The organism is Rhizocola hellebori, from assembly GCF_016862955.1.
GTDB lineage: Bacteria > Actinomycetota > Actinomycetes > Mycobacteriales > Micromonosporaceae > Rhizocola > Rhizocola hellebori.
Genome location: NZ_BONY01000005.1, coordinates 36814 through 57539 on the forward strand (window position 1 = coordinate 36814; position 20726 = coordinate 57539).

Here is a 20726-nt window from a genome sequence, read left to right on the forward strand (position 1 = left end):
AAGCCTGGGTGGGGCTGAATCGGGAGGATCTGCGATGCATTGCGGTTTCATGGTTTTGGCGTCGGGCGAAGCGAGATGAGCGAGCAGGAGCCACCTCGTAGCCGCTGGCATCCCAGCGCGCTTCTGGCCGCCTACGCGCGAGTGGTGGTGTGGCTGCGCTGGCCGGTGGTGGCTTTCTGGATCGCGGCCGCGGCGGCCTCGATGCTTTTCCTTCCCGCACCGGGCAACAGCGGCAGTGATTTGGAAAAGCTGGTGTCGACCGACAACGCCGCGGTGCAAAGCGAAATCCGCTCGTTCGACAAATTCGGCTTTCCGTTGCTGAGCCGGGTCGCCATCGTGCAGCGCAACCCGGAAGGCCTGCCCATGGCAACCCAGACCGAGGCTCTGGCCCGGGCCCGGGCGGTCAGCGAGGGAGCCTTCCCGGATGTCGCGCCCATCGTCGCGGCGGTGCCGGTGACCAACACCATGGGCCTTTTCCCGGGCTCCCGCGAGGACGGCACGACCGTAATCACGTTGCTGTTCACGCCGCCGGATGTCACTTTCGCCAAACAGCTTGCCGCGGCCCAGAAATTCGTCGAGACCCACTATGACGCCGACGATGCCGTCGTCGGCGTGACCGGCTCTGTTCCGGCCCGCGTCGAGCAGGGGCGCATTCTGCTGTCATCGCTGACTTTGCTGGAGGTGGCCACGGTCGCGGCGGTCTTCTTCATTGTCGCGATTGCTTTTCGCTCTCTGGTCGCGCCGTTGCTTGCTTTGAGTGTTGCTGGGGTCGCCATTCTGCTGACCCTGCACATCGGCGGCGCTTTGGCCGACCGGATGGGGGTGCCGGTTCCTCAGGAGACACAGCCGCTTCTGATTGCTCTCCTGCTGGGAGTGGTCACCGATTATGTGGTTTTCTATCTTTCCGCGGTACGCGGCCGGCTGGCCGCCGGGGCAGGCCGGCTCGACGCCGCGCGAGAGGCCACCGCACGCTTCACGCCGATCATCGCCACCGCCGGGGCGACCGCGGCGGCCGGGACCGGCGCGCTGATAGTCGCGCAATCGCCGGCCTTCCGGGCCTTCGGGCCGGGGATGGCGCTGGCCGTGCTGATCGGCATGCTGGTCGCGGTGACGCTGGTGCCCGCGCTGCTGGCCATTTTGGGCTCGGCGGCGCTGTGGGCGCCGGCCCGGCGCTGGGCGATCAAGCCGGCCGACCCGGCCGCCGAAGCCGAGAGCAGGACCGGGGGCCGCTGGGCCCGCCTGATCACGATGCCTTTCTTCGCGTTCATCGTGTTGATCGTCTGTACCGGCGGGCTCATCGCGGCCGCGCTGCCGATACGCGATTTGACTCTCGGGGTGTCGTTCGTCGAGTCGCTGCCGGCCGGCCATCCCACGCGCAAGGCGGCGACTGAGGCGCAGACCGGATTCGCGCGGGGCATCTTGTCGCCGACCGAGCTCTTGGTACAGGGAGACGGGGTGGCTTCGCGCCAGGCCGAGCTGACCGCGTTGCAGGAGTCGCTCGGCCGTGTTCCGGGGGTGGCCGCCGTCCTCGGGCCGGGCACCGAGGCGCTGCCCGAAGGGCTGAACGTCTTCGATGCGAAGGACGGATCGGCCGTGCGCTACCTGCTGGTCCTCTCCGATGAGCCGCTCGGCGCGTCGGCCGTTAACACCCTGTCCCGGCTGCAGGACGACCTGCCGGGCATGCTGAAGTCGGCCGGTCTGGCGCAGGTGCAGACGAGCTTCGGCGGCGACACCGCCCTCGCCAAGGTCGTGGTGGACCAGACCACGAGTGATCTTGGCCGGATCGCGATCGCGGCGCTGCTGGCCAACCTGCTGTTCCTGATCCTGTTCATGCGGGCGCTGATCGCGCCGGTCGCGTTGCTGGCCTGCAGCGTGCTCGCCATCGCCGCCACGCTCGGCCTGACCACGTGGCTGTTCCAAGACGTGCTCGGCGGCGACGGTCTCACCTTCTACGTGCCGTTCGCGGCGGCGGTTCTGCTGGTCGCGCTGGGCTCGGACTACAACATTTTCGGCATCGGCCCGGCCTGGAAGGAAGCCCGCACCCGGCCGCTGCGGGAGGCTCTGGCGATGACACTGCCGCAGTCGGCGCGCGCCATCCGCACCGCGGCCATCACTTTGGCGATCAGCTTCGGCCTTCTGGTCCTGGTTCCGCTGCGCCCGTTCCAGGAACTGGCCTTCGCCCTGTCGGTCGGTATCGTGATCGACGCATTCATCGTGCGCTCATTGCTCGCCCCGGCGCTATTGACGATCATCGGTTCGGCGAGCGACTGGCCAGGTCGCCAGCTCTTCCAGCGGGTCGTCTACGTGCGCAGACGTGCCCTTGACCCCACCGACTGATTCCGGATTCGGTTCTGTATCGATTCGCAGAAATTTTGCCTGTACCCGGCTAAGTAGGGCATAGTTCGAAGGGCCTGCCATGTTATGAGGAGCCCCCGCCATGCAATTGCCAAGTAATCATTCATTGTCGGATACGGCTAACTTGACGGAGATGTCGCACGAAGCGATGATCGCGAGATGGCGCGAGGGCCTGGTGACGCCCATGTCGGCCACCATGACCACGTTCGCCAAGACCGACGGAAGCTGGTGGGCTGTCAACGAGCTTGCCTGGAGCCGCATCTCCCGCGCGGAGCAGAACGAGCAGCTTGATTTCCACCACGAGCGTTTCGGTCGTGTCGAGCAGGCCAAAGGCCCGGCCAAGAAGAACGGGCGCAGCCCGTGGGACAACCTGCCCCGCATGGGCGGCTGATCAAAATAAGCGATCGCGGGCGTGCTTGCTTTCCGCTCGCCGCACAATCACTGAATCCATGAAGCCACGGCGGCGGGCGTGCCGCCGTGGATTGCCGCCCGCGCCCCCCGCGCCGCGGTGATCGTGTCGCCGTGGGTTGACGATCACCGCTGTGCGGGGCGCGGGAGGTTGCGGAGCGTTTGCAGGTTTGTTGCATTCCATTGACTTGCGTAGGTATTGATACCTAGGCTCGCGGGCATGATGGAAAGCGCTTTCCCCCTGGCTCGGCGATTTGGCCGGCGAAGTGTGCTCGGATCCGGTTTGGCAGCCCTCGGCGTGCTCGCCTTTCCCGGCGTCGCCTCGGCCGACCAGCGGCGGCGCATTGTGGTCGCGGCCGACGGAAGCGGCGATGTGACAACAATTCAGGCGGCCGTCGACGCTGTGCCGGCGGGCAACAGCGAGCCCTTCGCCATTCTGGTGAAGCCGGGGCTCTACCACGGCAGGGTGGTCATCCCGGCGGACCGGTCGCACCTGGTGCTGGTGGGCCTGGGCAGGAATCCGGCCGATGTGATCATCACCGACGACCGGGCCAACGGGACACCCAATCCGGCCGGCGGCACGTGGGGCACCTCCGGCAGCGCCTCGGTCACCATCGATGCGTCGGACTTGGTGGTGCGCAACCTGACGCTGAGCAATTCCTTCGATGAAGCGGCCCATCCTGAGATCACCAACCGGCAGGCGGTCGCGGTGCTCGCCCGGGGCGACCGGCTCAGCTTCAGCCATGTCCGCTTCCTCGCCAACCAGGACACGTTGTACCTCAACAGCCCCAACGTGACCACCTTCAGCCGAGCCTCGCTTCGGCATTGTTACGTCGAAGGCGATGTCGATTTCATCTTCGGCCGGGGCACCGCGGTGCTCGAACACTGCCACATCCACTCGCTGGATCGCGGCTCCACCACCAACAACGGCTACATCACCGCGGCGAGCACGTCGCTTGCCAACCCCTACGGGTTCCTGTTCACCAAGTGCCGCTTCACCGCCGTCGCTGCTCCCGGCACTGTCTATTTAGGACGGCCGTGGCATCCGAGCAACGATCCCGACGCGGTGGCGCAGGTCGTCATTCGTGACTCGCATCTGGGTGAGCATCTGCAGGCGGCGCCGTGGACCGACTTCGGGGTATGGCCGTGGCGCGACGCGCGTTACTTCGAATACCGCAACCGGGGAGCGGGGGCCACCGTCACGCCGGACCGGCCGCAGCTTTCCGCCAGCGATGCCGCGCTGTACACGCCCGAGACCTATCTGGCCGGATGGGATCCATCGTGCTGGTCGTGATCGCGGCCCAGGCGGATTGACAGGAGATGATGCGCTAGGAAGAATGGGCTCTGGGAGCTTGACCGCACGCCGCTGATGCATCGACATCGCGCGCCCTGTCGGCTCCCTTATTGGTTGTTCCCGCCGGGTGCGCTCAAGGCTGGAAAGGAACAACCATGGGACAACCTCGGCGCCGGCATCGTGCGCTGATGGCGGTGCTCGCCACGGCGACCGTCGGCGCGTTGCTGGCCGGTATGCAGTTGGCTGCCAACGCGCTCAGCTCCTTCGAGACACCCGCCCCGGTCACCGGAAACAGTACCTACTTCGACGGTCTGGGCCAGCCCTACGGCGGATGCGGTATGCCGCAGGCCAACCTGGACTCACAGAACTTCATCGCCCTCAACGTCTACGACACGCCCAACGACTACACGTTCTACCCGCGGCCGCTGACCGGTGCGAACCTGAGCAAGCGCGGCATGTGGAACAACGGGCTCAACTGCGGTCGCTGGGTAAGGGTCAGCGTCGGCGACTTCTGCACCGGCACCAACGACGGTGCGCCGGGGCAAGCGTTCTGCCGCAACGGGTCGTGGGTGTCCGACGCCTACAAGGGGGCCACTCTCGACATGGTGGTCGCGGACAGTTGCGGGGACTCGAATGCCTGGTGCCGCGACGACCCGTACCATATAGATCTGTCTAAAAATTCGCTGAACCTGTTTGCCCGCAACGGTGTTCCGGTAGCCGACATGCTGCCCAACCATTACAACAACCGGCGCATGACGTGGCAGTTCATCTCGGCGCCCAACTATTCCGGCGACATCAACATCGGCTTCCTCAGCGGCGCACAGGTGTGGTGGCCGGCCATCTCCGTGTCGCATCTTGCCAATGGCATCCACGGTGTTGAGTTCCTCCAAAATGGAGCGTGGGTGACCGCGGCCATGAACTCGGACATGGGACAGTCCTACATCATCGGCGGGACGACGCAGGGCACCAACCAGTTCCAGATCCGGGTGCGCAACGCGGCCGATCAGCTGATCAACGGCGGCAGGGTTTACCAATTCACCATCCCCGCCTCCTGCGGCTCGTCCTGTGGGCCCGCCTACACGCAGGTCAGCTACACCACGAGCGGCGGATCGACGGCCAGCCCGTCGCAGCCGGCCTCACCTTCGCCCTCGCCGTCACCTTCGCCGAGCCCGTCGGTGTCGCCGAGCCCGTCGCCCAGTCCGTCCAGTGGCAGCCGTTCCTGCGCGGCCAGTTACGCGATCACCGGGCAGTGGGGCGGCGGTTTCCAAGCCACCGTCACGGTGCGAAACTCCGGTGCGGCGGCCACCACAGGCTGGCGTGTGGCATGGACTTTCACCGCGGGGCAAACCATCAACTCGCTGTGGGACGGCAATTCGGTGGGATCCGGCGCCAACGTGGCGGTGACGAACATGGGCTACAACGGGGCGATCGCGCCCAACGGCACCAAAACCTTCGGGTTCCTTGGGTCTTGGAACAACAGCGCGAATCCGATACCCACGCTTTCCTGCACAGCCACCTGATGACAGGCACACCCGGCTCGGCGGCCCGCGCTGGGCGGCCGAGCCGGTGTGTCGCCAGAAGGGCCTGGCCCGCCCGCTTCTAAGATCATGGGCATGACGGGCTACGACGCGGCCGCGTGGAGTGACTTCGCCGTGGCCGTGGCGGGCGCCGCCGCAGCCTTGAGCGGCCTGCTGTTCGTAGCGGTTTCGATCAATGTGCAGCGGATCCTGACGTTCGCGAATCTGCCCGGCCGCGCCGTCCAAACGCTGATCATGTTGGTGATGCCGCTTCTGGTTTCCGTGCTGCTGCTGATTCCAGACCAGCCAAAGCGGGCGCTGGGGTCGGAGCTGATCCTGATCGGCGTGTGCGGCGGCGCCCCGCTGCTCTGGCTGAGCCGGCCCGCCGCGCGATCCCCGCAGGAGATGGCCGGTAGCTGGCTGTTGAGCCGCGCCTTCCCCGCCGCGGCGATCTCGCTGCTTTTGGTGGTCGCCGGTATCACCTTCCTCGCCGAGGCGGGCGGTGGCCTCTACTGGGTGGCGCCGGTCGTGTTCGTGGGCCTGCTGGCTGGTCTGGTCAACGCCTGGGTGCTGCTGGTGGAGATCCTCCGATGATCGGGTACCGTACGGATCGATAAGCATCGCTTCTGTGTGGGGAGACTCGTGATGTCTGATGTGGATGATGGCCCGGCGGATCAGCCGCGCGACACGTCCCGGTTTCCGGCCACCCTGGCTGTCACCCTGGTGGCGGTCGGGGTGGGGCTGCTGGTCTGGTCGTCCATGTTGGAGCGGGACAATCTGGCGCTGCTGCAAGCACATCCGGTCCTGGCCAACCTGCTGTCCGAGGCGATCGCCTTCTGTTTCGGGGTGGTGATCCTCTCCCTCGTCATCGGACGGCTCATCGCCTACTTCGGGGCCACCGAGAAAGCGGTGGGACGGCTGAGCAACGCCATCCTGGCCACCGTCCTGCCGACCAAGCGCTATCGTGCCTTCCTCGACGAGGTGGTGCGTCACGAGCGCCAGATACTGGACGAGGTACTCAAAAACAGAAAGGTTTTCGAGGAGTTGATGCGGCGTCAGGATGCCGGCCGCCGCCCGCCGCCGCCCGACATCCCGAGCCAGGGGAGCTGACCGCGCTAGGCGGCATGCCGCACGCAGTCGGCGAAGTGCACGTCGCCCAGGGCCGCGTCCACCAGCAGCCGGTCCATCGCGCGCAGGAACCGTTCCACCTCAGCGGAGGGCAGACATTCGGTGTCGGCGGCCAGGCGCAGGTTGAGTGCGCCCGGCGCGTTCTGCACCTCGAGGAAAAACCGCCAGTTGAAGCGCTCGAAGCGTTCCGGCCAGGTCAGCGTCGAGTCGCCGCGGGTGGCGATGACCAAGGATTTGTCTGGTACGACACCGGCCAGATCGGTGTCGGCGCTCTGCCTCACGTCGTTGAAAAGGCAGTGTGGCTGCATTTCCGCGCCATGTGAGCGGCCGGCGGCCTCCAGCGCCTCGTTGAGCGCCACCGGATCGCAGTAGGCGTGCCGGTATCCCTGAAGCGCCGCCTGCCAGGCGCGCGGCAACAGCTGCGCGAAGCTCTCGCGCGGTTCGACCTGCAGCGCCACGAGTCCGAGCTGATTGGTCGGGGCGACCAGGCCCTGGTGGCCCGGCTGCAGGCGGTTGCCCGAGATGGTCAGCAGGCCGCAACTGCGATGCCCTGTCCACGCCGCCATCAGCCCGGCGGTCGCCGTCAGCAGCACCGTCGACGTGCTGGTCTGGTGCCGGGCAGCACAGATGCGCACGGCCGCCTCGGCCGCGGCCGAGATCAGCGATGCCTTCTGGTACCGCGGCGACTCAGCGGGCCCGACCGGTTCGAACATGCTGGCCGGCAGCCCGGCGTATCGATCGAGCCAGTAGGCGATGGCACGGTCGGTCAGCCGGGCGCCGGACTCGCGTTCACGCTGAGCGAGGTCCACCGGCTGCAGCTCGGGCGCGGCGGCGATGCCACCACGAAGCAGAAGCACTCGCAGCTCGCGCAGCACCACATCGGCGGCGTAGGCGTCCATCGCCGCGTGGCTGGCCACCAGGGCGATGTGCCGCACGCGCCCGTCGGCCACCACCAGCCCGACACGCAGCGGCCATCCCGCCGCGTAGTCGAACCGGGGCTGCGCCAGCTGGTGGACCAGGGCATCGGCGGTGGCGAACACGTCGAGCCGGTCGCAGTCGACGACGGTCAATGGCAGCCGCCCGGCCGATGCCACCTCCTGCCGCAGTTCGCCTTTGTCATCGCGGATCCGGGTGCGCAGCGATTCGTGCCGGCTGATCAGCGCACCGATCGCGCCGGCCGCGTCGGCCACGGCGCATTCGGCCCGGTTGGGCACGGTCAGCAGCCGTTGCTGGTTGAGGACGGCGTCACCGGGCGCCAGCGCGACGATCGCCTTCCAAATGGCGTATTGCCCCCAGGTCAGCGGCGCGCTGACCGCCCTGTCCCCGCGGAAGTCAGCGAACGTCTGCATGACTGATGATGATACTGATCGATCTCATGACCGCTTAGTGTGCGCGGTGTATAGGATTTCCGTGCCAGCAGACTTCTCACCCCGAGGCACCCCAGATGTCCCAGCAGCGAAGTGTTCGGCTCATGGGCCGGCCCGTCGACGGATTCCCCGCTTTCGCGCCCGAGGCGGCCACCGGCCGCGCCCTGCGGATCACCGTGGTGGGCGAGGAAATCCTGCATCGGCCGTGCCGGGCGGCTGCCGATTTCGGCACAGCCGAGCTGACACAGCTCATTTCCGATATGTTCGCCACGATGTATGTCGCGAAAGGAGCCGGGCTGGCCGCCAACCAGGTGGGCGTCGACCTCAGGCTTTTCGTCTACGACTGCCTCGACGACGAGGGCGAGCGCCATGTGGGCCATATTCTCAACCCGGTGCTCGATCCCATTGACGCGAAGCTGCGCAGCCCGGTGGAGGCCGGCGAGGGTTGCCTGTCGGTGCCTGGGCCACGACATGCCTTGGCGCGCAACGACAAGACGATCGCGCGCGGCGTGGACAGCAGCGGCGAGGCGGTGGTGATCGAGGGGACCGGGTTCTTCGCCCGCTGCCTTGCGCACGAGGCCGACCACCTCGACGGCGTGCTCTACGTGGATCGGCTCACCGAGGCACAACGGCTGTCGGTGCACCACGAGATGATCGAGATGCGGGAAAGCGTCTGGGCCGGTCGCCGGGAAAGGGCGATCGCGCTGGGGATCCCCGATCTCTCAGGCGTCGATGGCGGATAGGCCGAACTCGTCGACGGGCAGCGGCTGCTGGTCATGCAGCACCTGGCGAATGTCCGGCGGGCGGAAGTTCGCCGATTTGATGACCTTTCCATCCGCGCGGTAGATCGGCTTGCCGTCGTCGCCGAGCTTGGTCATATTCGACCGGTGCACCTCTTCGAGTACCGCGTCGAGGTCGATGCCATAGGTGATGGCCGCGCCGTAGGCCACGTACACGATGTCGGCCAGCGCGTCGGCGATCTCCACGATGTCGCGGGCGGCGGTCGCGTCGGCGAACTCGCCAACCTCTTCCTCCAGCAGGCTGACCCGCAGCGCGGCCAGGCCGGGCTCGATGTCGGCGGTGGGGAGGGCTTGGCGGCGCAGGCCGAAGTGGGCGTGAAACTCCCCGACCGAAGCGGCGGCCCGGCTCAGGCCGGCCCGCGTCGTTGCGCGGCTCTCCTCTGACATGCCCGCAGCGTCTCACCCCGGGACCGACCGGTCCTGCGGACACGCCGCCAATGCTTGCGGTCGTGCGCTTTCATGATGCAAGCGCGGCTGGGTGAAGTGGCGCCCATGCTCGGCAAGACCTACGACTCGCAGGTGTGCTCGGCCGCCCGCGCGCTCGAAGTGGTGGGACCCGGTACAACGACTTCCGCAACGAGCTCGGCATAGCCACGAACATCCTCAAGACCCGGCTCGACTGGCTCGTCGACGCCGGCAACCCAGCGGCATGAGCGGACGCTGGGGGCTTCAGAACTCTGTCGCTTTCACAATCCGCTCTACATATGATCTCTGTGAGCCCGCCCAAGGCGCATCTACCCGGTAAGGGTGCGTCCTGCCCGTCGCATGGTGGGGGTGGCAGCCCGTTCGAGCCGGGCCGGGTCCGGGGAACTCACGCCTCGACGGGAGGTGTCGGGGTTCCCGCTTGCGCTTGGATATCGGCGTGAGCGTGCGTTCGCAGTCCCGCATGAGCGACGCTCGGTAACGGCCACCACCTCCATCCAAGATCTATCGTCAACCATCAGCTGGGACTAGACACAGAAACCTAGGCGGCGCGCGCCCAGGAGCCCAGGAAGAAGTAGATGGTCGACTCTTGGGACCCCAACGTCCCGCCGTCGTGACCCACGAGGTCGGTCGGCGCGACGTAGGCCTCGCCGGGCTGCACCGGAATCCACACGCAGGTGACGTCGTGGCGGCGGCTGTCGACGAACTCACCGAACTCGTCGTTGCCAGGAACCCGATCCTGATCGCGGCCCAGGGTTTGCGCGATGGTCAGGATGTCGGGAAAGCAGACCAGTAGCCAGCGGCTACCGGGGCCGAGGTTGAGCCCCATGCGCCTTCGGCTGCGCAGCCGGGTACGCAGCGGCTTGTTGTCCCGGTTGTCGACATGAAGGCCGGGCCGCAGCGTCGTGCCGGGGTAGACCGTGCTGGTCAGCCCATCGGCCGGGCTGCTGTGCGCGAAAAGGAACTCGGCACCGTGATCCAGCGCCGCGCCGGCAAGGCTTTCCCGGGCGCGGCGGCGGCCTTTGGCGGTGGACTGCCCGCGGTGGTGGTGTGTCGCGGCGTTGAGCATGGGCGCGGGCGGACGGATCACCTCGACGAGGGCGGGCGAGGGGGTAGCCGTGGTCGCTCGGTAGGACTCACGGTCCCCGTGCTCGACCGGGCGCCGGGTGGACGCGTCCGGCAGGATGGCGCCCACCTCGCAATCGCCCACGGCGCCGGAGAGCCGATAGACCTGTGATACCAAGAGATCCCTGTCCGCGCAGCCGGGAGCGAGCCGTACCACATTCATGGGCGCAGCATATTTGCCCTAGTCAACATCGGCGGATGCCGATCGAGTCGCGGCCGGTGCGATTTTCATGATCCCGCCACATCGATCGAGCGAAGCCGCCAGGATGGACAGCAGACACGGCCCGTGGACGGCCGTTTACACACGGGGAGAAAACACACATGAGCGCCACCGCTACCACTTTTATCTATGTCGCCACGTATTCGGACAAGGAGTCGGCCGAGGCCGACTACGAGGTCGTGAAGGATCTGCGCTCCAGCGGCCTGGTCGGGTCGTATGACGCGGCCATCGTCACCAAGGACGCCAAGGGCAAGGTGCACGTCAACAAGGACGAGACAGCCACCCGTCACGGCGCGTGGTGGGGCGTCGCCGCCGGTGCGGCGGTCGGCCTGCTCTTCCCGCCGGCGATCCTCGCCACCGCCGCTGTCGGCGGCGCGATCGGCGGCGTCAGCGGCCACCTGGCCAAGGGCATGTCCCGCTCGGAGGTCAAGGAACTAGGCGACTTCATCGATCCCGGTCAGGCCGGTCTGGTCGTCGTCGGGGAAAGCACCGTCGAGAAGGCTGTGCAGAACGCGGTGACCCGGGCCGAGAAGGAAAGCGCCGAGGAGCTCGGCGTCGACCCGAAGGACATCGACAAGGCTCTGCAGAACGCCGTGAACCAGATGTGACAAGCGGCGTCAGGCCGCTACGTGTGGGCGGTGCCCCGCGGCTCGGGGTTGCAGTATCTGAGCTGCACGTCGCGCGCCTGACGCCACAACAGGAAGAGCTCATGGAGATCGCCGCCGAGCTGGCGTGCGATCTCCTGTACCACTTCCCACTCCCGCAGACGCGGCTTGACGAAAGCGTCGTGAATCGTGGTGGGATTGATCCCGGTGGGCCGGCGCGCGCTGCGCGTGGCCCGCTGCAGTTGCCGCACACTGGGCTGCCCTGCGGCCAAATGCATGGCGTGCAGCCGTTCGAAGTAGAGCCGGACCGGCCCGTCGGGTACCAAGGGTTTGCGTAATCTAGCCATGTCGCTCCTCCCGCTGCCCAGTCTGGCCCGGGGGCGCTTGGCGTTCCGCGTACTTCTGCACACAACTTGCCTATTCGTCGAGAACCGATCGCATCTGGGCGGTCATCGACCAGTAGACCTCGGTGTCGGTCAGCGACAGGTTGCCGGCTTCCTCGGTGCCGCCGAGGAACAGCGGCACGGTGAGACCGGCGCATTTGCCGAAGGGCAGCTCCGCCACACCGCTGGCGTCACGCCATTGCTCGAAGTCCTCCGGGCACAGGATCTCGGAATCCTCCTCCAGCAGGAGGCGGTTGTGGAACTGCGCGACGCCCGCCTCGGTATCGAAAGCCTCGGCGTAGGCCGGTTCGTAAATGGCCACCGTCTTGTCATCGGCGCACCAACAGGCGATCCAGCTCCGGATCACCGCCGGATGACGCCGGTGTTAAGCCGCGGGGATCTTGATCCGTGGGCGCAAACCTCATTTCGAATTCCTCGAACATCGACCCGCCAATCTATCTGTCCACATGCGAATGTCCCTCATCCCTCCGAACCGGTGTGCACCGGCCTGCGGGTCGAAAGAGCCGAGTATCGGATGGGCGACGTCCGCGAATCGACTCCCCACCCACCTCGTTTAGACCTCAGCCGGTGGACGCTTGTGCGGTGACACGCCTTAAAAGCGAAAGCTAGCATGTTTGATCTTCTACCAGTTTCGAGGGCTAAATGAGGCTGCTTCACATCATCGCGACGCCGCGAACCGGGCAATCCAACACCCTTCGCGTCTCCGAGACTTTTGTCAACGAGCTACGGGCGGCCCGCAACGATGTCACCGTGGACGTCGTGGACCTGTACGACTACGACCTGCCCGCCATCGCCGGCGACAACATCGAGGCAAAATACACACTCATGGTCGGACAGCCGATCGACAAGAGCCATGAGGAATCGTGGCGGCAGATCGAGTCGCTGATCGCGCATTTCCTTGCAGCCGACGCCTATCTGATTTCCGCTCCGATGTGGAATCTGAGCATCCCCTACGCCTTGAAGTACTACATCGACTGCATCGTGCAGCCGGGTTACCTGTTCCGCTACAACGAAGTGGGCCAGGTCGTGCCGATGGTCACCGGGAAACGCATGCTGTGCGTGACTTCGCACGGCGGGGACTATTCGCCGGGCAGCCACCTGCAGGGCTACAACTTCCACGAACCTTACCTGCGATCGATCTTCGGTTTCGTCGGGGTGACCGATGTGGAGTTCATCAGCGCTCAGCCGATGGACGTCACCCCGGATCTGCGTGACGCGGCGATCGGCGCCGCGATACAACAGGCCGCGGCCTTGGCCGTCTCGTCCGGCTGGGCGGCGCCCTCTGCTGTGCCTTCCGCCAAGGCCGACGCCATGGCTGATTGACCTCAGCCACGGCAGCCCTGCCTCCTCAGGGCTCTAGCCGGCCGCCGAGCTGTTCGGCCAGGAGCCGTTCGGCGGCCGCGTAATAGCGCAGCCGGTTCTCCGGCACGTCCAGGCCATGACCCTCGTGCGGGAAAAGCAGATATTCGTGGGGGACACCGTTGTGGCGCAACGCCGCGACGATTTGCTCGGCCTCGTGCTGCCTGACAAACACATCGTTCTCGCCATGCGCGACCAGCACCGGAATCCTGATCCGGTCGGCCGCCGACAGCGGCGAGCGCTGCCTGAGCATCTCCTCCTCGGTGTTCGGGTCGCCCACCCGGGTGTAGATCAGCCGGGTGATCGGCCGCCGGTAGGGAACCATCGCGGGCAGGAAGGTCAACAGGTTCGCCGGTCCACACAGGTCGATCGCGCAGCGGAACACCTCAGGGGTGAAGGCCGCGCCCACCAGCGCGGCGTAGCCGCCGAATGAGCCACCCATGATGCCGACCCGGCTCGGATCGATGATGCCCCAGGCGGCGAGGTGGCCGATCGCGTCGAGCAGGTCGGTGTGCATGGCCCGGCCCCACTCTTTGTCGCCCGCGTTGACGAACGCCTTGCCGTATCCGGTCGAGCCGCGGAAGTTCACCTGAACGCAGGCGTAGCCGCGGTTGGCCAGCCACTGGGCTTCGATGTCGTACCCCCACTCGTGCCGTTCCCACGGGCCACCGTGGACGTGGACCACTGCGGGCAGGTCCCGGGCCGGCACATTGGGCGGGTAGCTGACGTAACCCGGTACCCGTAAGCCGTCGCGGGCGGTGTATTCGAACGGTTCCATCCGCGCCAGCTGGTACTCGTTGAGCTCCGGCCGGCTGTGGAAGAGGAAGGTGAGTTGGGCGGTGCTTCGCTGGTACGAGTAGTAGCTGACCGGCCCGTCACACGGAAGTGCTGACACCAGCCAGATTCCGTCGTCACGGGCGGTGCGGCTGAGCCCGATTTCGCAGTCCGCGCCGAGCCGCTTGCGCAGCCAGCCGAACTCGGTGGCGAAAACCGGATCCAGGAACACCCACTCCTCGCGTTCCTTGTTGAACACCACCGCTTGTGGCCGCTCGGTTCGGCAATCCCACTCGATGTGGCTGATGTCGAATGCGGGGTCCTCCGCGAGCACGGTCCTTTCGCCGCTGGCTACATCGATCGCCACCAACCGGATGGCGTTGGCGTCCAACGAGGAGATCAGGTAGATGGTCTGGCCGTCGCGAGAGAAGCTGATCCCGACCGACATGGCGTCCTCCGGTGGCACCGCCAGCCATCGGGTGAGGTCGCCGGAAGGCCCGTCGCGCAGGAAGATCTGATGACCGCCCGCCTCGGTCACGGCGACAGCTCCGCGCACAGCCAGGTCGGTGTCCACCAGCCAGCGGGCGTAGCCGGGGTTGTGCTGCTCCTTGGTGAGCGATCCGTCGGTCAGGTTCAGCCGGTAGACATCGTGCCACTGCGGGTTGTCCTTGTTGATGCCCAGCAACATTTCGGTGGGGCGGGACCGGTCGTGCCCCAGCACCCGCACCGAAACCTGATCGAAGGGCGTCGCGCAGCGCTGTTCGCCGCTGGCCAGGTCGACCAGCCACAGCCGCCAGTTCTCGTCGCCGTCGGTGTCGCGAAGATAGAACAGGGTCTGGTCGTCGTGGCAGAACCCGTACCGGCCGATCCCGCGACCGCTGGTGAGTGGGCGCGCCGAGGCCGGGTCGGCCAGCGGACCTACGTGCACGTTGGGCAACCCGCCGTGCGGGGCCAGGTAGGCCAATTTGGAGCCGTCCGGAGAGATTCGCGGGCGGGCGTACCGACGATCGGCGAACAGTACCGACCGGGGGATCAGCGGAACTGCTTCATACATCATGGGGCGCACGGTATGCCAGGAATCGCCCTATAGAAACCATCTTCTGCCTGATGTGCGGTGGCACCAGGTCCGGTACGGTTATGGCGTGCCCGCGTTCCAGACGCGATCGCTATTGATAGATCATGGTTGATGGTCCACGCTGATCGCATGTCGCAGGATCAGTCCGGCCCCGCCAGCAAGATCAAGCATGTATTCGTGCTGGTTCTTGAGAATCGTTCCTTCGACCACATGCTTGGCTTGGTGCTTGGCGCTGGCGTCGATGCGCAAACCGGTTCGCCGACAACGGCTGACGGCCCGACCGACGAAACAAATGTCTACAATGGAGTCACTTACTCGGTGCGGGCCAACGCCCCCTATGTGTTGCCGGTGGATCCGCCGCACGAATATGCCGACGTCCAGCTCCAGCTCACCTCCACCGCGGTCGTGGACAAGTCGGGTAAGTACCCGCCGCTGACCCTCGGTGGATACGTCGACAGTTACGGCGGTGAGGCGGTGGCGGAGAAAAGTGCCGAAGGGGTCGCCGACCCGGGTGTGGTGATGGCGTGCTACACCCCGCAGCAGCTGCCGGTGCTGGGCACGCTGGCGCGCGAGTTCGCGGTCTGCGATCGCTGGTTCTCCTCGATGCCCGGGCCGACCTGGCCGAATCGTTTCTTCCTGCACGCCGCGACCTCCGGTGGCCTGGATCGCAGCCCGACCGGGATGGAGATCGTCCGGTCGCAGTTCGGCGGCTACCAGTTCGAGAACGGCTCGATTTTCGAGGCGCTGGACAGGGCGGGCCTGCAATGGCGGGTCTACTGCGGCGATCCGCTGCCGCAGGTTTCCGCCCTGTCGGTGATGACGCTGGAGACGATGCGCACGCACTACCGAAAGTTCGACTACTTCGCCGACGATCTGCGCGACAGCGACTTCGATGCCGCTTACGTCTTCATCGAACCCAACTACGGGGTGCTCGAACGTCCGCTCGGTGATTTCCAGTGCGGCAACAGCCAACATCCCAAGGACGACGTGACGCGGGGCGAGGCTTTGGTCAAGCAGACCTACGAGGCGATCCGCCAGTCCCCGCTCTGGGAGTCCAGCCTGTTGGTGGTGACCTACGACGAGCACGGCGGCTTCTACGACCACGTGCCGCCGCCTGCGGCAGTCCCACCCGGGGATGTGGAAATTCCTGGCAACAACGGCAACGGCTTCACCTTCGAGCTGCTCGGCACCAGGGTTCCTGCCGTCGTCGTTTCGCCCTGGGTGCCAGATGTGCGCGCGGCTCTCGATGGCCGAGGCTGTAACCTCATCGACCACACCGAGTACGACCACACCTCGCTGCTGTCCACTGTGGAGCGTCTGTTCGGTCTGCCGTCGCTCACGGACCGCGACGCCGCCGCGAACGACTTCCTGCACCTGTTGTCGGCCAGGCAACCCCGCGATACGCCGCGCACGTTGCCGTCTCCCGCGGAGTCGGGTTTCGAGTGCGGTGTCGGCCGGATCGACTTCGACCCGGCCGACGCCCGGGAGCCGGTGGACGCGGCGCTTCGTGGTTTCGTGCAGCTGGCGGCGATCCAGGAGAGACGCCTCGAACCGCAGGCCAGTTCCCAGATCGCCGACAGGGCGGAGGCCATCACCACCAAGGCGGAAGCGAGCCGGTATCTCGTGGAGGTGGCGGCGAAGATGCGCACCGCCGGGTTCCTCGGCTAGCTCAGCGGGAGCCGGTCAGCAAGTCCTGCGCTTGCCTGGCCACCGGCATCACCCCTCTATCTACATTGGACAGAAGGACGGCGACCTGTTCGCGCTGCGGGTAGATATCGAGCTGTGCTTCATAACCGGGAGTGCCCCCGTTGTGGCCGACTATCCGGATGCCGTTGACGGTCTGATCGCTGAATCCGTAGGCGTACCTGTCCATCGGCGGCCCGCCCGGCCGGTTGGCGTCCACCTTTCCGGCCGTGACCATTTCGACGAGCGGCGCAGGCAGCAGCTTGCCCGATTGAAGTGCGGTGGCGAAGGAATACATGTCGGACACGGTGGAGTAGGCGCCACCGGACGGGTTCGCCACGTGCACACGATCGCCGCTGTCACCGCCGTCGGGCAGGTAGCCGAGCGCCATCCCGGCGACGTCCCGCGGCCGGTAAGCCTCGATGCCGGTGGCGGTCATCCCGGCGGGTTCCAGCACATGCGAGCGAACATAAGCGGCATAAGGCATCCCGCTGATCTTCTCGATCACCGCTCCCAGCACGATGAATCCCGCGTTGCTGTAGGCGAAGCTGCTACCCGGTTTGGACACCGGCCGCTGGGCCACGATTTGGGCGACCGTGGGCAATTCCGGTCCCAGCGCCTCGGCCAGCCCTGAGGTGTGGGTCAGCAGATGATGGAGGGTGATCTCCGGGGCGAGCCCGGGGACGTAGCGCGCGGCGCTGTCGCCAAAGGACTGGGTGAGCTGAGCGACGGCCACCCCGGTGAACATCTTGCCCATCGAGGCGATGTTGAATTTGGTGTCGACGGTGTTCGGGGCGTTGCGGGCGCGGTCGGCCAGGCCGTAGGCCCGTTTGAGGACGGCCTCTTGCGGCCGGGCCACCAGCACCGTACCGGAGAAGGTGCCAAGGAATGCCCAGGAGTCTGGCAGCGAACTCACAGGAGTGGTGCATCCCGCCAAAACCGCTGGTAGAGCTAGGAGTAGCGTGCGCCGGTCGATAGTCATGAGCGCGAACGTACGTTTACCGTGGTGCCTGAAGAAACTTCTTAGCCGGACAGCTGAACGGACATCGGGCCATGGCAATGCGGGTGCGGCTGGCGGCCGAAACCGAAGTGCGCCACTGCTATTCACCAGGGCAGGAGGTGCTGCGCAGCCTGCATGTGCTGCAGGCGGTCAAGCGTCATCCGTTGCATGTCTCGTGGGCGCTGCGCACCCGCGCCCGCATGTCATCGGCGTTGAAGCGGCAGGCCGACCGATTCGCCTTCTGGTCAAAGGATCGTCCGCTGGCCCTGCGCCAGGTGTGGCTGGAGCGCCCGGCGACCTGGGCCGATGATCTGGCCGCGTTGCGGCGGGCGCCGGCGCAAGACTTCGCCGAGGAGCTTGCCCACGCGGCGCTGCTGCGAAATGGACTCGGTGATCGCCTGGCATTGTCGCGACTGCCCGATCACCCGCAGCTTCGTGCCCTCATCAAGGACCCGGCCGGTTTCCGCGACGGGTTCGCGGATTTCCTCGACGACTATTGGAACGTGTGCCTCGCCCCGCAGTGGCCCGGGATGCAGGCGCGTCTCGATCAAGCGGTGGCCGCCGGTCTGCCTCTGGACCGGGTATCGCCACACATCACCTGCAACAACGGCGAATATCTGATGCGCCCGCCCGGCAAGACCGATCGGCCAGAGCTCCGTCTCGCCTTGGCAGGAGATGATTCTGTGGTACTGATGCCCTCCCACTTTGTCTGGCCGGAGCTGGTGGCGCTGGCGCAGCGGCAGGAGCGCCAGACGCTGACGATCATTTACTCGCTGCCGCAGGTGCACGAGGAGGGCCAGCCGCCCTCGCCGCCCTTCGAGGTGCTGCGGTTCCTGCGCTCGGCCGGTGATCCGACCAGATTGCAGATCCTGCAACTGCTTGCCGAGCGGCCGCGCTCGACGCAGGAGCTGGCGGGACTCATCAAGCTCACCGATGCCGCCATTTCCAAGCACCTCAAACTGCTGCTGGAGGCCGGCTGGGTGGACTGCCATCGGCAGAGTTATTACGTGTACTACCGGTTACGGCCGGGTGCACAACACGAGCTGGGGCGAGGCCTGACGCAGCTGCTCGGTCAGTGACGTCGCCACCTATTCCTGCTGGTAGACGCGGATGTAGTCGACCTCGAGCTGGCGGGTGAGGGTCGGATCGGTGAGGCCGACGTTCCACCGGCGCTGCCAGTCGTTGTCCACCATCATGTGCAGGATGAGCTGCATCGGCCCGTTCTCGATATTCGCGGCGCCGGTGAACTGAGCACACTTGACGCCGTCGATGTACCACGCGATGTGATCGGGCTGCCAGTCCATGCCCATCCGGACGAACTGCTTCGAGTAGTCCTTGGTCGCGCACGCGCCGTTCTTGAACTTGCCGCTGTTGACGTGATGCGATTCCGTGCGGTTGTTGTAGTGGTAGGTCATGAACATCGTGGTTGGATCATCGCCGAGCAGCTCGAGAATGTCGATCTCTGAGCGATAGGTGTAGGTGCGGTCGGTCGGCAGCATCCAGAAAGCGGTGAAGAACCCTTGCGTGGCTGGGAATTTGAACCGCGACTCGACATAGCCGTAGGTGAAGGAGAACAGGTAAGGCCCATCGTTCGCCCTCGCCCGAGCGGTCGACAGCATCCCGGCCTTGTAGGTGCAGGACCCGTTCTGGCAGGACTTCGAGGCGAAGGGCGGGTTGAGTGGGGCGGCGATCAGCTTCGCGGTGCCGTTGGAGACCACGACCTGGGACGGCTGGTAGTGCTCACGGCCGTTGTTGAAGGTCGATGTGCAATCGCCGTTGTTCCAGTCAAAACACGGCGAGAGCTTGGTCTTGTCGTAGGAGGTGCCCGAGAACTCCTCGGCAAGGCTTATCTTCCACTTCTTTCCGGCCGCCGCGGCCATCGGCGGCGCGATCGGGCACACCCCTGCGCTGACCGCGAAGGCGCAGGAGGGAGTCTGCGTCGCCAGCGGCGTCCCGGACGGGCCAGCGGAGGCGACAGGTGTCTCGCTGGGCTCGCCACCTGGTGTTTCCATTGCTTCCGTCGCCGTGATGGCCGAGTCTGACGGTTGTTCGCCAGTGGACTGAAGCGAGTCCAGATTCGCCGCGCCGATGCCGGCTGCCAGCACCATCGCCAACCCGGCCACTATCGCGATCGGTGCAGCCCACCGCATTCGCCGACGGTGTCTGCCAGGACCTGTTTCCGGGTCCGGTGAATACCTGGAATCGATAGGGCTCACAACGCCAGGACGCTACACGACTGTCGATTGGCAGGCTAGAGATAGCCACGATCCTGACAGGCGTTGCACTCATTAGGGTTTGATCCACGAAACTACAAATTTCGTTGTGCCAGCTAGCTCATTCACGCGCGAGTCGCGTGGTGGCGGACTGTGTGAGGTGATGGAGCCTTTCGGCGATATCTGCCCTGGTGCGAAGTACGTCCTCGAGCTTTACCCGCCATTTCCCCGTTTCGATGTTGCGAATGTCTACCCGCTGCGAGCGCGTGAGCTCGGTGCGGGTGGCGAGCAGGTCGCGCTGGTAGGACGGTCCGAGCACGGCGGCGAGCTGATCTCCGTACCAGGCAAAGATGTCGTCAGCAGCGCAGACATCTACTAACGTGCGGGCCGCGTCGAACGCGACTCTTGGCTGGTGCAGAACATTTGCTGGCATGAGGGCCTCCCCGCGCAGATATGTCAATCCTCAGATAGTCCGCGAAGACCGTGCAGCGCGCAAGTGCTCAGGACGGGCTGGGTGACGGCGACGGGCTCGCCGACGCTACGCGGCTGGGCGTTGGCTTCGGGCTCACCGAAGGCGTCGGGCTCACCGATGGCGACGGGGCGGCCGGTGTGTTGGCGGCCGGCGTCGGCGGAAGCGGAAGCGGACGGAAGTCGCCGTCTCTGCGGTAGTAGTCGTCGCGGCGGTAATAGCCGTCGCGGCCAGGCCCGTGGTCGGAGCTGTAGGTGCCCGCGATGCCGCCGATCACGAGCCCGGCTCCGCCGCACAGGCAGGCGCCGAGCAGGAAAGCGCCGACCAGACCGAGCGCTTGCTGCGGTGAGGGCCATTGCGGCCATGACGACCGGGCGGCGGGCGAGACAGTGGCAGGCCGTGGGCCGATGTCGCCGCTCTCAACCGGCGCGTCGGATGGAAGGTCAGACCTGGTCATGTCGGCTCCGAATTCTTCCTCAGGTGAGTGGTGGTCAACTCCACTGTGAT

22 protein-coding genes are annotated in these 20726 nt (G+C 66.1%); 12 read left to right on the plus strand and 10 right to left on the minus strand.

Annotation, left to right across the window (positions count from 1 at the left end; translation table 11 throughout):
* Positions 1–75 precede the first annotated feature (75 nt).
* The 6 genes from Rhe02_RS05035 (at position 76) to Rhe02_RS05060 (ending at position 6684) form a co-directional block, all read left to right on the plus strand.
* Positions 76–2337, plus strand: a complete 2262-nt coding sequence (locus tag Rhe02_RS05035; RefSeq protein ID WP_203906883.1) for an MMPL family transporter — start codon at positions 76–78, stop codon at positions 2335–2337.
* Between the two features lie 151 nt (positions 2338–2488).
* Positions 2489–2746, plus strand: coding sequence for a hypothetical protein (locus tag Rhe02_RS05040; protein WP_203906884.1), 258 nt, complete (start codon positions 2489–2491; stop codon positions 2744–2746).
* Positions 2747–2983: 237 nt separating this feature from the next.
* Complete coding sequence (locus Rhe02_RS05045; protein ID WP_239123377.1) at positions 2984–4057, plus strand: pectinesterase family protein; 1074 nt, start codon at positions 2984–2986, stop codon at positions 4055–4057.
* 155 nt (positions 4058–4212) lie between these two features.
* Positions 4213–5577: a cellulose binding domain-containing protein gene (locus Rhe02_RS05050; RefSeq protein WP_203906885.1), complete on the plus strand. Its 1365-nt coding sequence runs from the start codon at positions 4213–4215 to the stop codon at positions 5575–5577.
* A 93-nt stretch (positions 5578–5670) separates the two neighbouring features.
* Positions 5671–6168 carry a hypothetical protein gene (locus Rhe02_RS05055; RefSeq protein ID WP_203906886.1) on the plus strand — a complete coding sequence of 166 codons (498 nt, stop codon included), beginning with the start codon at positions 5671–5673 and terminating at the stop codon, positions 6166–6168.
* 51 nt (positions 6169–6219) lie between these two features.
* Positions 6220–6684, plus strand: coding sequence for a hypothetical protein (locus Rhe02_RS05060; protein WP_203906887.1), 465 nt, complete (start codon positions 6220–6222; stop codon positions 6682–6684).
* Positions 6685–6689: 5 nt separating this feature from the next.
* Here the strand turns inward: Rhe02_RS05060 and Rhe02_RS05065 are convergent, their stop codons facing one another.
* Positions 6690–8051: a condensation domain-containing protein gene (locus Rhe02_RS05065; protein WP_203906888.1), complete on the minus strand. Its 1362-nt coding sequence runs from the start codon at positions 8049–8051 to the stop codon at positions 6690–6692.
* A gap of 95 nt (positions 8052–8146) precedes the next feature.
* On the opposite strand from Rhe02_RS05065, the gene def reads away from it, so the two are divergent.
* On the plus strand, positions 8147–8812 hold the full coding sequence (gene def / locus Rhe02_RS05070; protein ID WP_203906889.1) for a peptide deformylase: 666 nt from the start codon (positions 8147–8149) through the stop codon (positions 8810–8812).
* On the opposite strand, the gene Rhe02_RS05075 is transcribed toward def, so the two are convergent.
* On the minus strand, positions 8792–9256 hold the full coding sequence (locus Rhe02_RS05075) for a pyrophosphohydrolase domain-containing protein (protein ID WP_203906890.1): 465 nt from the start codon (positions 9254–9256) through the stop codon (positions 8792–8794). The two genes, def and Rhe02_RS05075, sit on opposite strands and share 21 nt — an antisense overlap.
* Positions 9257–9390: 134 nt before the next feature.
* Here Rhe02_RS05075 and Rhe02_RS50470 point away from each other — a divergent pair, with 134 nt between their 5' ends.
* Positions 9391–9522 carry a hypothetical protein gene (locus tag Rhe02_RS50470; protein WP_275412592.1) on the plus strand — a complete coding sequence of 44 codons (132 nt, stop codon included), beginning with the start codon at positions 9391–9393 and terminating at the stop codon, positions 9520–9522.
* 311 nt (positions 9523–9833) lie between these two features.
* Here Rhe02_RS50470 and Rhe02_RS05080 read toward each other — a convergent pair whose 3' ends face one another.
* On the minus strand, positions 9834–10580 hold the full coding sequence (locus Rhe02_RS05080; protein WP_203906891.1) for a hypothetical protein: 747 nt from the start codon (positions 10578–10580) through the stop codon (positions 9834–9836).
* A gap of 158 nt (positions 10581–10738) precedes the next feature.
* On the opposite strand from Rhe02_RS05080, the gene Rhe02_RS05085 reads away from it, so the two are divergent.
* On the plus strand, positions 10739–11245 hold the full coding sequence (locus Rhe02_RS05085; RefSeq protein ID WP_203906892.1) for a DUF1269 domain-containing protein: 507 nt from the start codon (positions 10739–10741) through the stop codon (positions 11243–11245).
* A gap of 17 nt (positions 11246–11262) precedes the next feature.
* Here Rhe02_RS05085 and Rhe02_RS05090 read toward each other — a convergent pair whose 3' ends face one another.
* Positions 11263–11589, minus strand: a complete 327-nt coding sequence (locus tag Rhe02_RS05090; RefSeq protein ID WP_203906893.1) for a hypothetical protein — start codon at positions 11587–11589, stop codon at positions 11263–11265.
* A gap of 70 nt (positions 11590–11659) precedes the next feature.
* Positions 11660–11992, minus strand: coding sequence for a T6SS immunity protein Tdi1 domain-containing protein (locus Rhe02_RS05095; RefSeq protein WP_203906894.1), 333 nt, complete (start codon positions 11990–11992; stop codon positions 11660–11662).
* A gap of 296 nt (positions 11993–12288) precedes the next feature.
* Here Rhe02_RS05095 and Rhe02_RS05100 point away from each other — a divergent pair, with 296 nt between their 5' ends.
* Positions 12289–12969 (plus strand): FMN-dependent NADH-azoreductase, encoded by a 681-nt coding sequence (locus Rhe02_RS05100; protein WP_203906895.1) that lies wholly within the window; start codon positions 12289–12291, stop codon positions 12967–12969.
* Between the two features lie 25 nt (positions 12970–12994).
* Here the strand turns inward: Rhe02_RS05100 and Rhe02_RS05105 are convergent, their stop codons facing one another.
* On the minus strand, positions 12995–14836 hold the full coding sequence (locus Rhe02_RS05105) for a S9 family peptidase (protein ID WP_239123379.1): 1842 nt from the start codon (positions 14834–14836) through the stop codon (positions 12995–12997).
* Positions 14837–14983: 147 nt separating this feature from the next.
* On the opposite strand from Rhe02_RS05105, the gene Rhe02_RS05110 reads away from it, so the two are divergent.
* Positions 14984–16522: an alkaline phosphatase family protein gene (locus Rhe02_RS05110; RefSeq protein ID WP_203906896.1), complete on the plus strand. Its 1539-nt coding sequence runs from the start codon at positions 14984–14986 to the stop codon at positions 16520–16522.
* Between the two features lies 1 nt (position 16523).
* Here Rhe02_RS05110 and Rhe02_RS05115 read toward each other — a convergent pair whose 3' ends face one another.
* Positions 16524–17453, minus strand: a complete 930-nt coding sequence (locus Rhe02_RS05115; RefSeq protein WP_203906897.1) for a serine hydrolase domain-containing protein — start codon at positions 17451–17453, stop codon at positions 16524–16526.
* Positions 17454–17590: 137 nt separating this feature from the next.
* On the opposite strand from Rhe02_RS05115, the gene Rhe02_RS05120 reads away from it, so the two are divergent.
* A complete protein-coding gene (locus tag Rhe02_RS05120; RefSeq protein ID WP_203906898.1) occupies positions 17591–18616 on the plus strand; it encodes an ArsR/SmtB family transcription factor in 1026 nt (341 codons plus the stop codon).
* A gap of 9 nt (positions 18617–18625) precedes the next feature.
* Here the strand turns inward: Rhe02_RS05120 and Rhe02_RS05125 are convergent, their stop codons facing one another.
* The 3 genes from Rhe02_RS05125 to Rhe02_RS05135 all read right to left on the minus strand — a co-directional run bounded on the left by Rhe02_RS05125 (position 18626) and on the right by Rhe02_RS05135 (position 20676).
* Positions 18626–19687 carry a glycoside hydrolase family 16 protein gene (locus Rhe02_RS05125; RefSeq protein ID WP_203906899.1) on the minus strand — a complete coding sequence of 354 codons (1062 nt, stop codon included), beginning with the start codon at positions 19685–19687 and terminating at the stop codon, positions 18626–18628.
* Positions 19688–19871: 184 nt separating this feature from the next.
* Positions 19872–20183: a hypothetical protein gene (locus Rhe02_RS05130; protein ID WP_203906900.1), complete on the minus strand. Its 312-nt coding sequence runs from the start codon at positions 20181–20183 to the stop codon at positions 19872–19874.
* A 67-nt stretch (positions 20184–20250) separates the two neighbouring features.
* On the minus strand, positions 20251–20676 hold the full coding sequence (locus tag Rhe02_RS05135) for a hypothetical protein (RefSeq protein WP_203906901.1): 426 nt from the start codon (positions 20674–20676) through the stop codon (positions 20251–20253).
* Between the last annotated feature and the right edge of the window lie 50 nt (positions 20677–20726).

Coding starts and splice junctions, on each gene's coding strand:
- Rhe02_RS05035 (WP_203906883.1), top strand. CDS start 76: ATGAGCGAGCAGGAGCCACCTCGTAGCCGCTGGCATCCCAGCGCGCTT.
- Rhe02_RS05040 (WP_203906884.1), top strand. CDS start 2,489: ATGTCGCACGAAGCGATGATCGCGAGATGGCGCGAGGGCCTGGTGACG.
- Rhe02_RS05045 (WP_239123377.1), top strand. CDS start 2,984: ATGATGGAAAGCGCTTTCCCCCTGGCTCGGCGATTTGGCCGGCGAAGT.
- Rhe02_RS05050 (WP_203906885.1), top strand. CDS start 4,213: ATGGGACAACCTCGGCGCCGGCATCGTGCGCTGATGGCGGTGCTCGCC.
- Rhe02_RS05055 (WP_203906886.1), top strand. CDS start 5,671: ATGACGGGCTACGACGCGGCCGCGTGGAGTGACTTCGCCGTGGCCGTG.
- Rhe02_RS05060 (WP_203906887.1), top strand. CDS start 6,220: ATGTCTGATGTGGATGATGGCCCGGCGGATCAGCCGCGCGACACGTCC.
- Rhe02_RS05065 (WP_203906888.1), bottom strand. CDS start 8,051: ATGCAGACGTTCGCTGACTTCCGCGGGGACAGGGCGGTCAGCGCGCCG.
- def (WP_203906889.1), top strand. CDS start 8,147: ATGTCCCAGCAGCGAAGTGTTCGGCTCATGGGCCGGCCCGTCGACGGA.
- Rhe02_RS05075 (WP_203906890.1), bottom strand. CDS start 9,256: ATGTCAGAGGAGAGCCGCGCAACGACGCGGGCCGGCCTGAGCCGGGCC.
- Rhe02_RS05080 (WP_203906891.1), bottom strand. CDS start 10,580: ATGAATGTGGTACGGCTCGCTCCCGGCTGCGCGGACAGGGATCTCTTG.
- Rhe02_RS05085 (WP_203906892.1), top strand. CDS start 10,739: ATGAGCGCCACCGCTACCACTTTTATCTATGTCGCCACGTATTCGGAC.
- Rhe02_RS05090 (WP_203906893.1), bottom strand. CDS start 11,589: ATGGCTAGATTACGCAAACCCTTGGTACCCGACGGGCCGGTCCGGCTC.
- Rhe02_RS05100 (WP_203906895.1), top strand. CDS start 12,289: ATGAGGCTGCTTCACATCATCGCGACGCCGCGAACCGGGCAATCCAAC.
- Rhe02_RS05105 (WP_239123379.1), bottom strand. CDS start 14,836: ATGATGTATGAAGCAGTTCCGCTGATCCCCCGGTCGGTACTGTTCGCC.
- Rhe02_RS05110 (WP_203906896.1), top strand. CDS start 14,984: ATGTCGCAGGATCAGTCCGGCCCCGCCAGCAAGATCAAGCATGTATTC.
- Rhe02_RS05120 (WP_203906898.1), top strand. CDS start 17,591: ATGGCAATGCGGGTGCGGCTGGCGGCCGAAACCGAAGTGCGCCACTGC.
- Rhe02_RS05125 (WP_203906899.1), bottom strand. CDS start 19,687: ATGCGGTGGGCTGCACCGATCGCGATAGTGGCCGGGTTGGCGATGGTG.
- Rhe02_RS05130 (WP_203906900.1), bottom strand. CDS start 20,183: ATGCCAGCAAATGTTCTGCACCAGCCAAGAGTCGCGTTCGACGCGGCC.
- Rhe02_RS05135 (WP_203906901.1), bottom strand. CDS start 20,676: ATGACCAGGTCTGACCTTCCATCCGACGCGCCGGTTGAGAGCGGCGAC.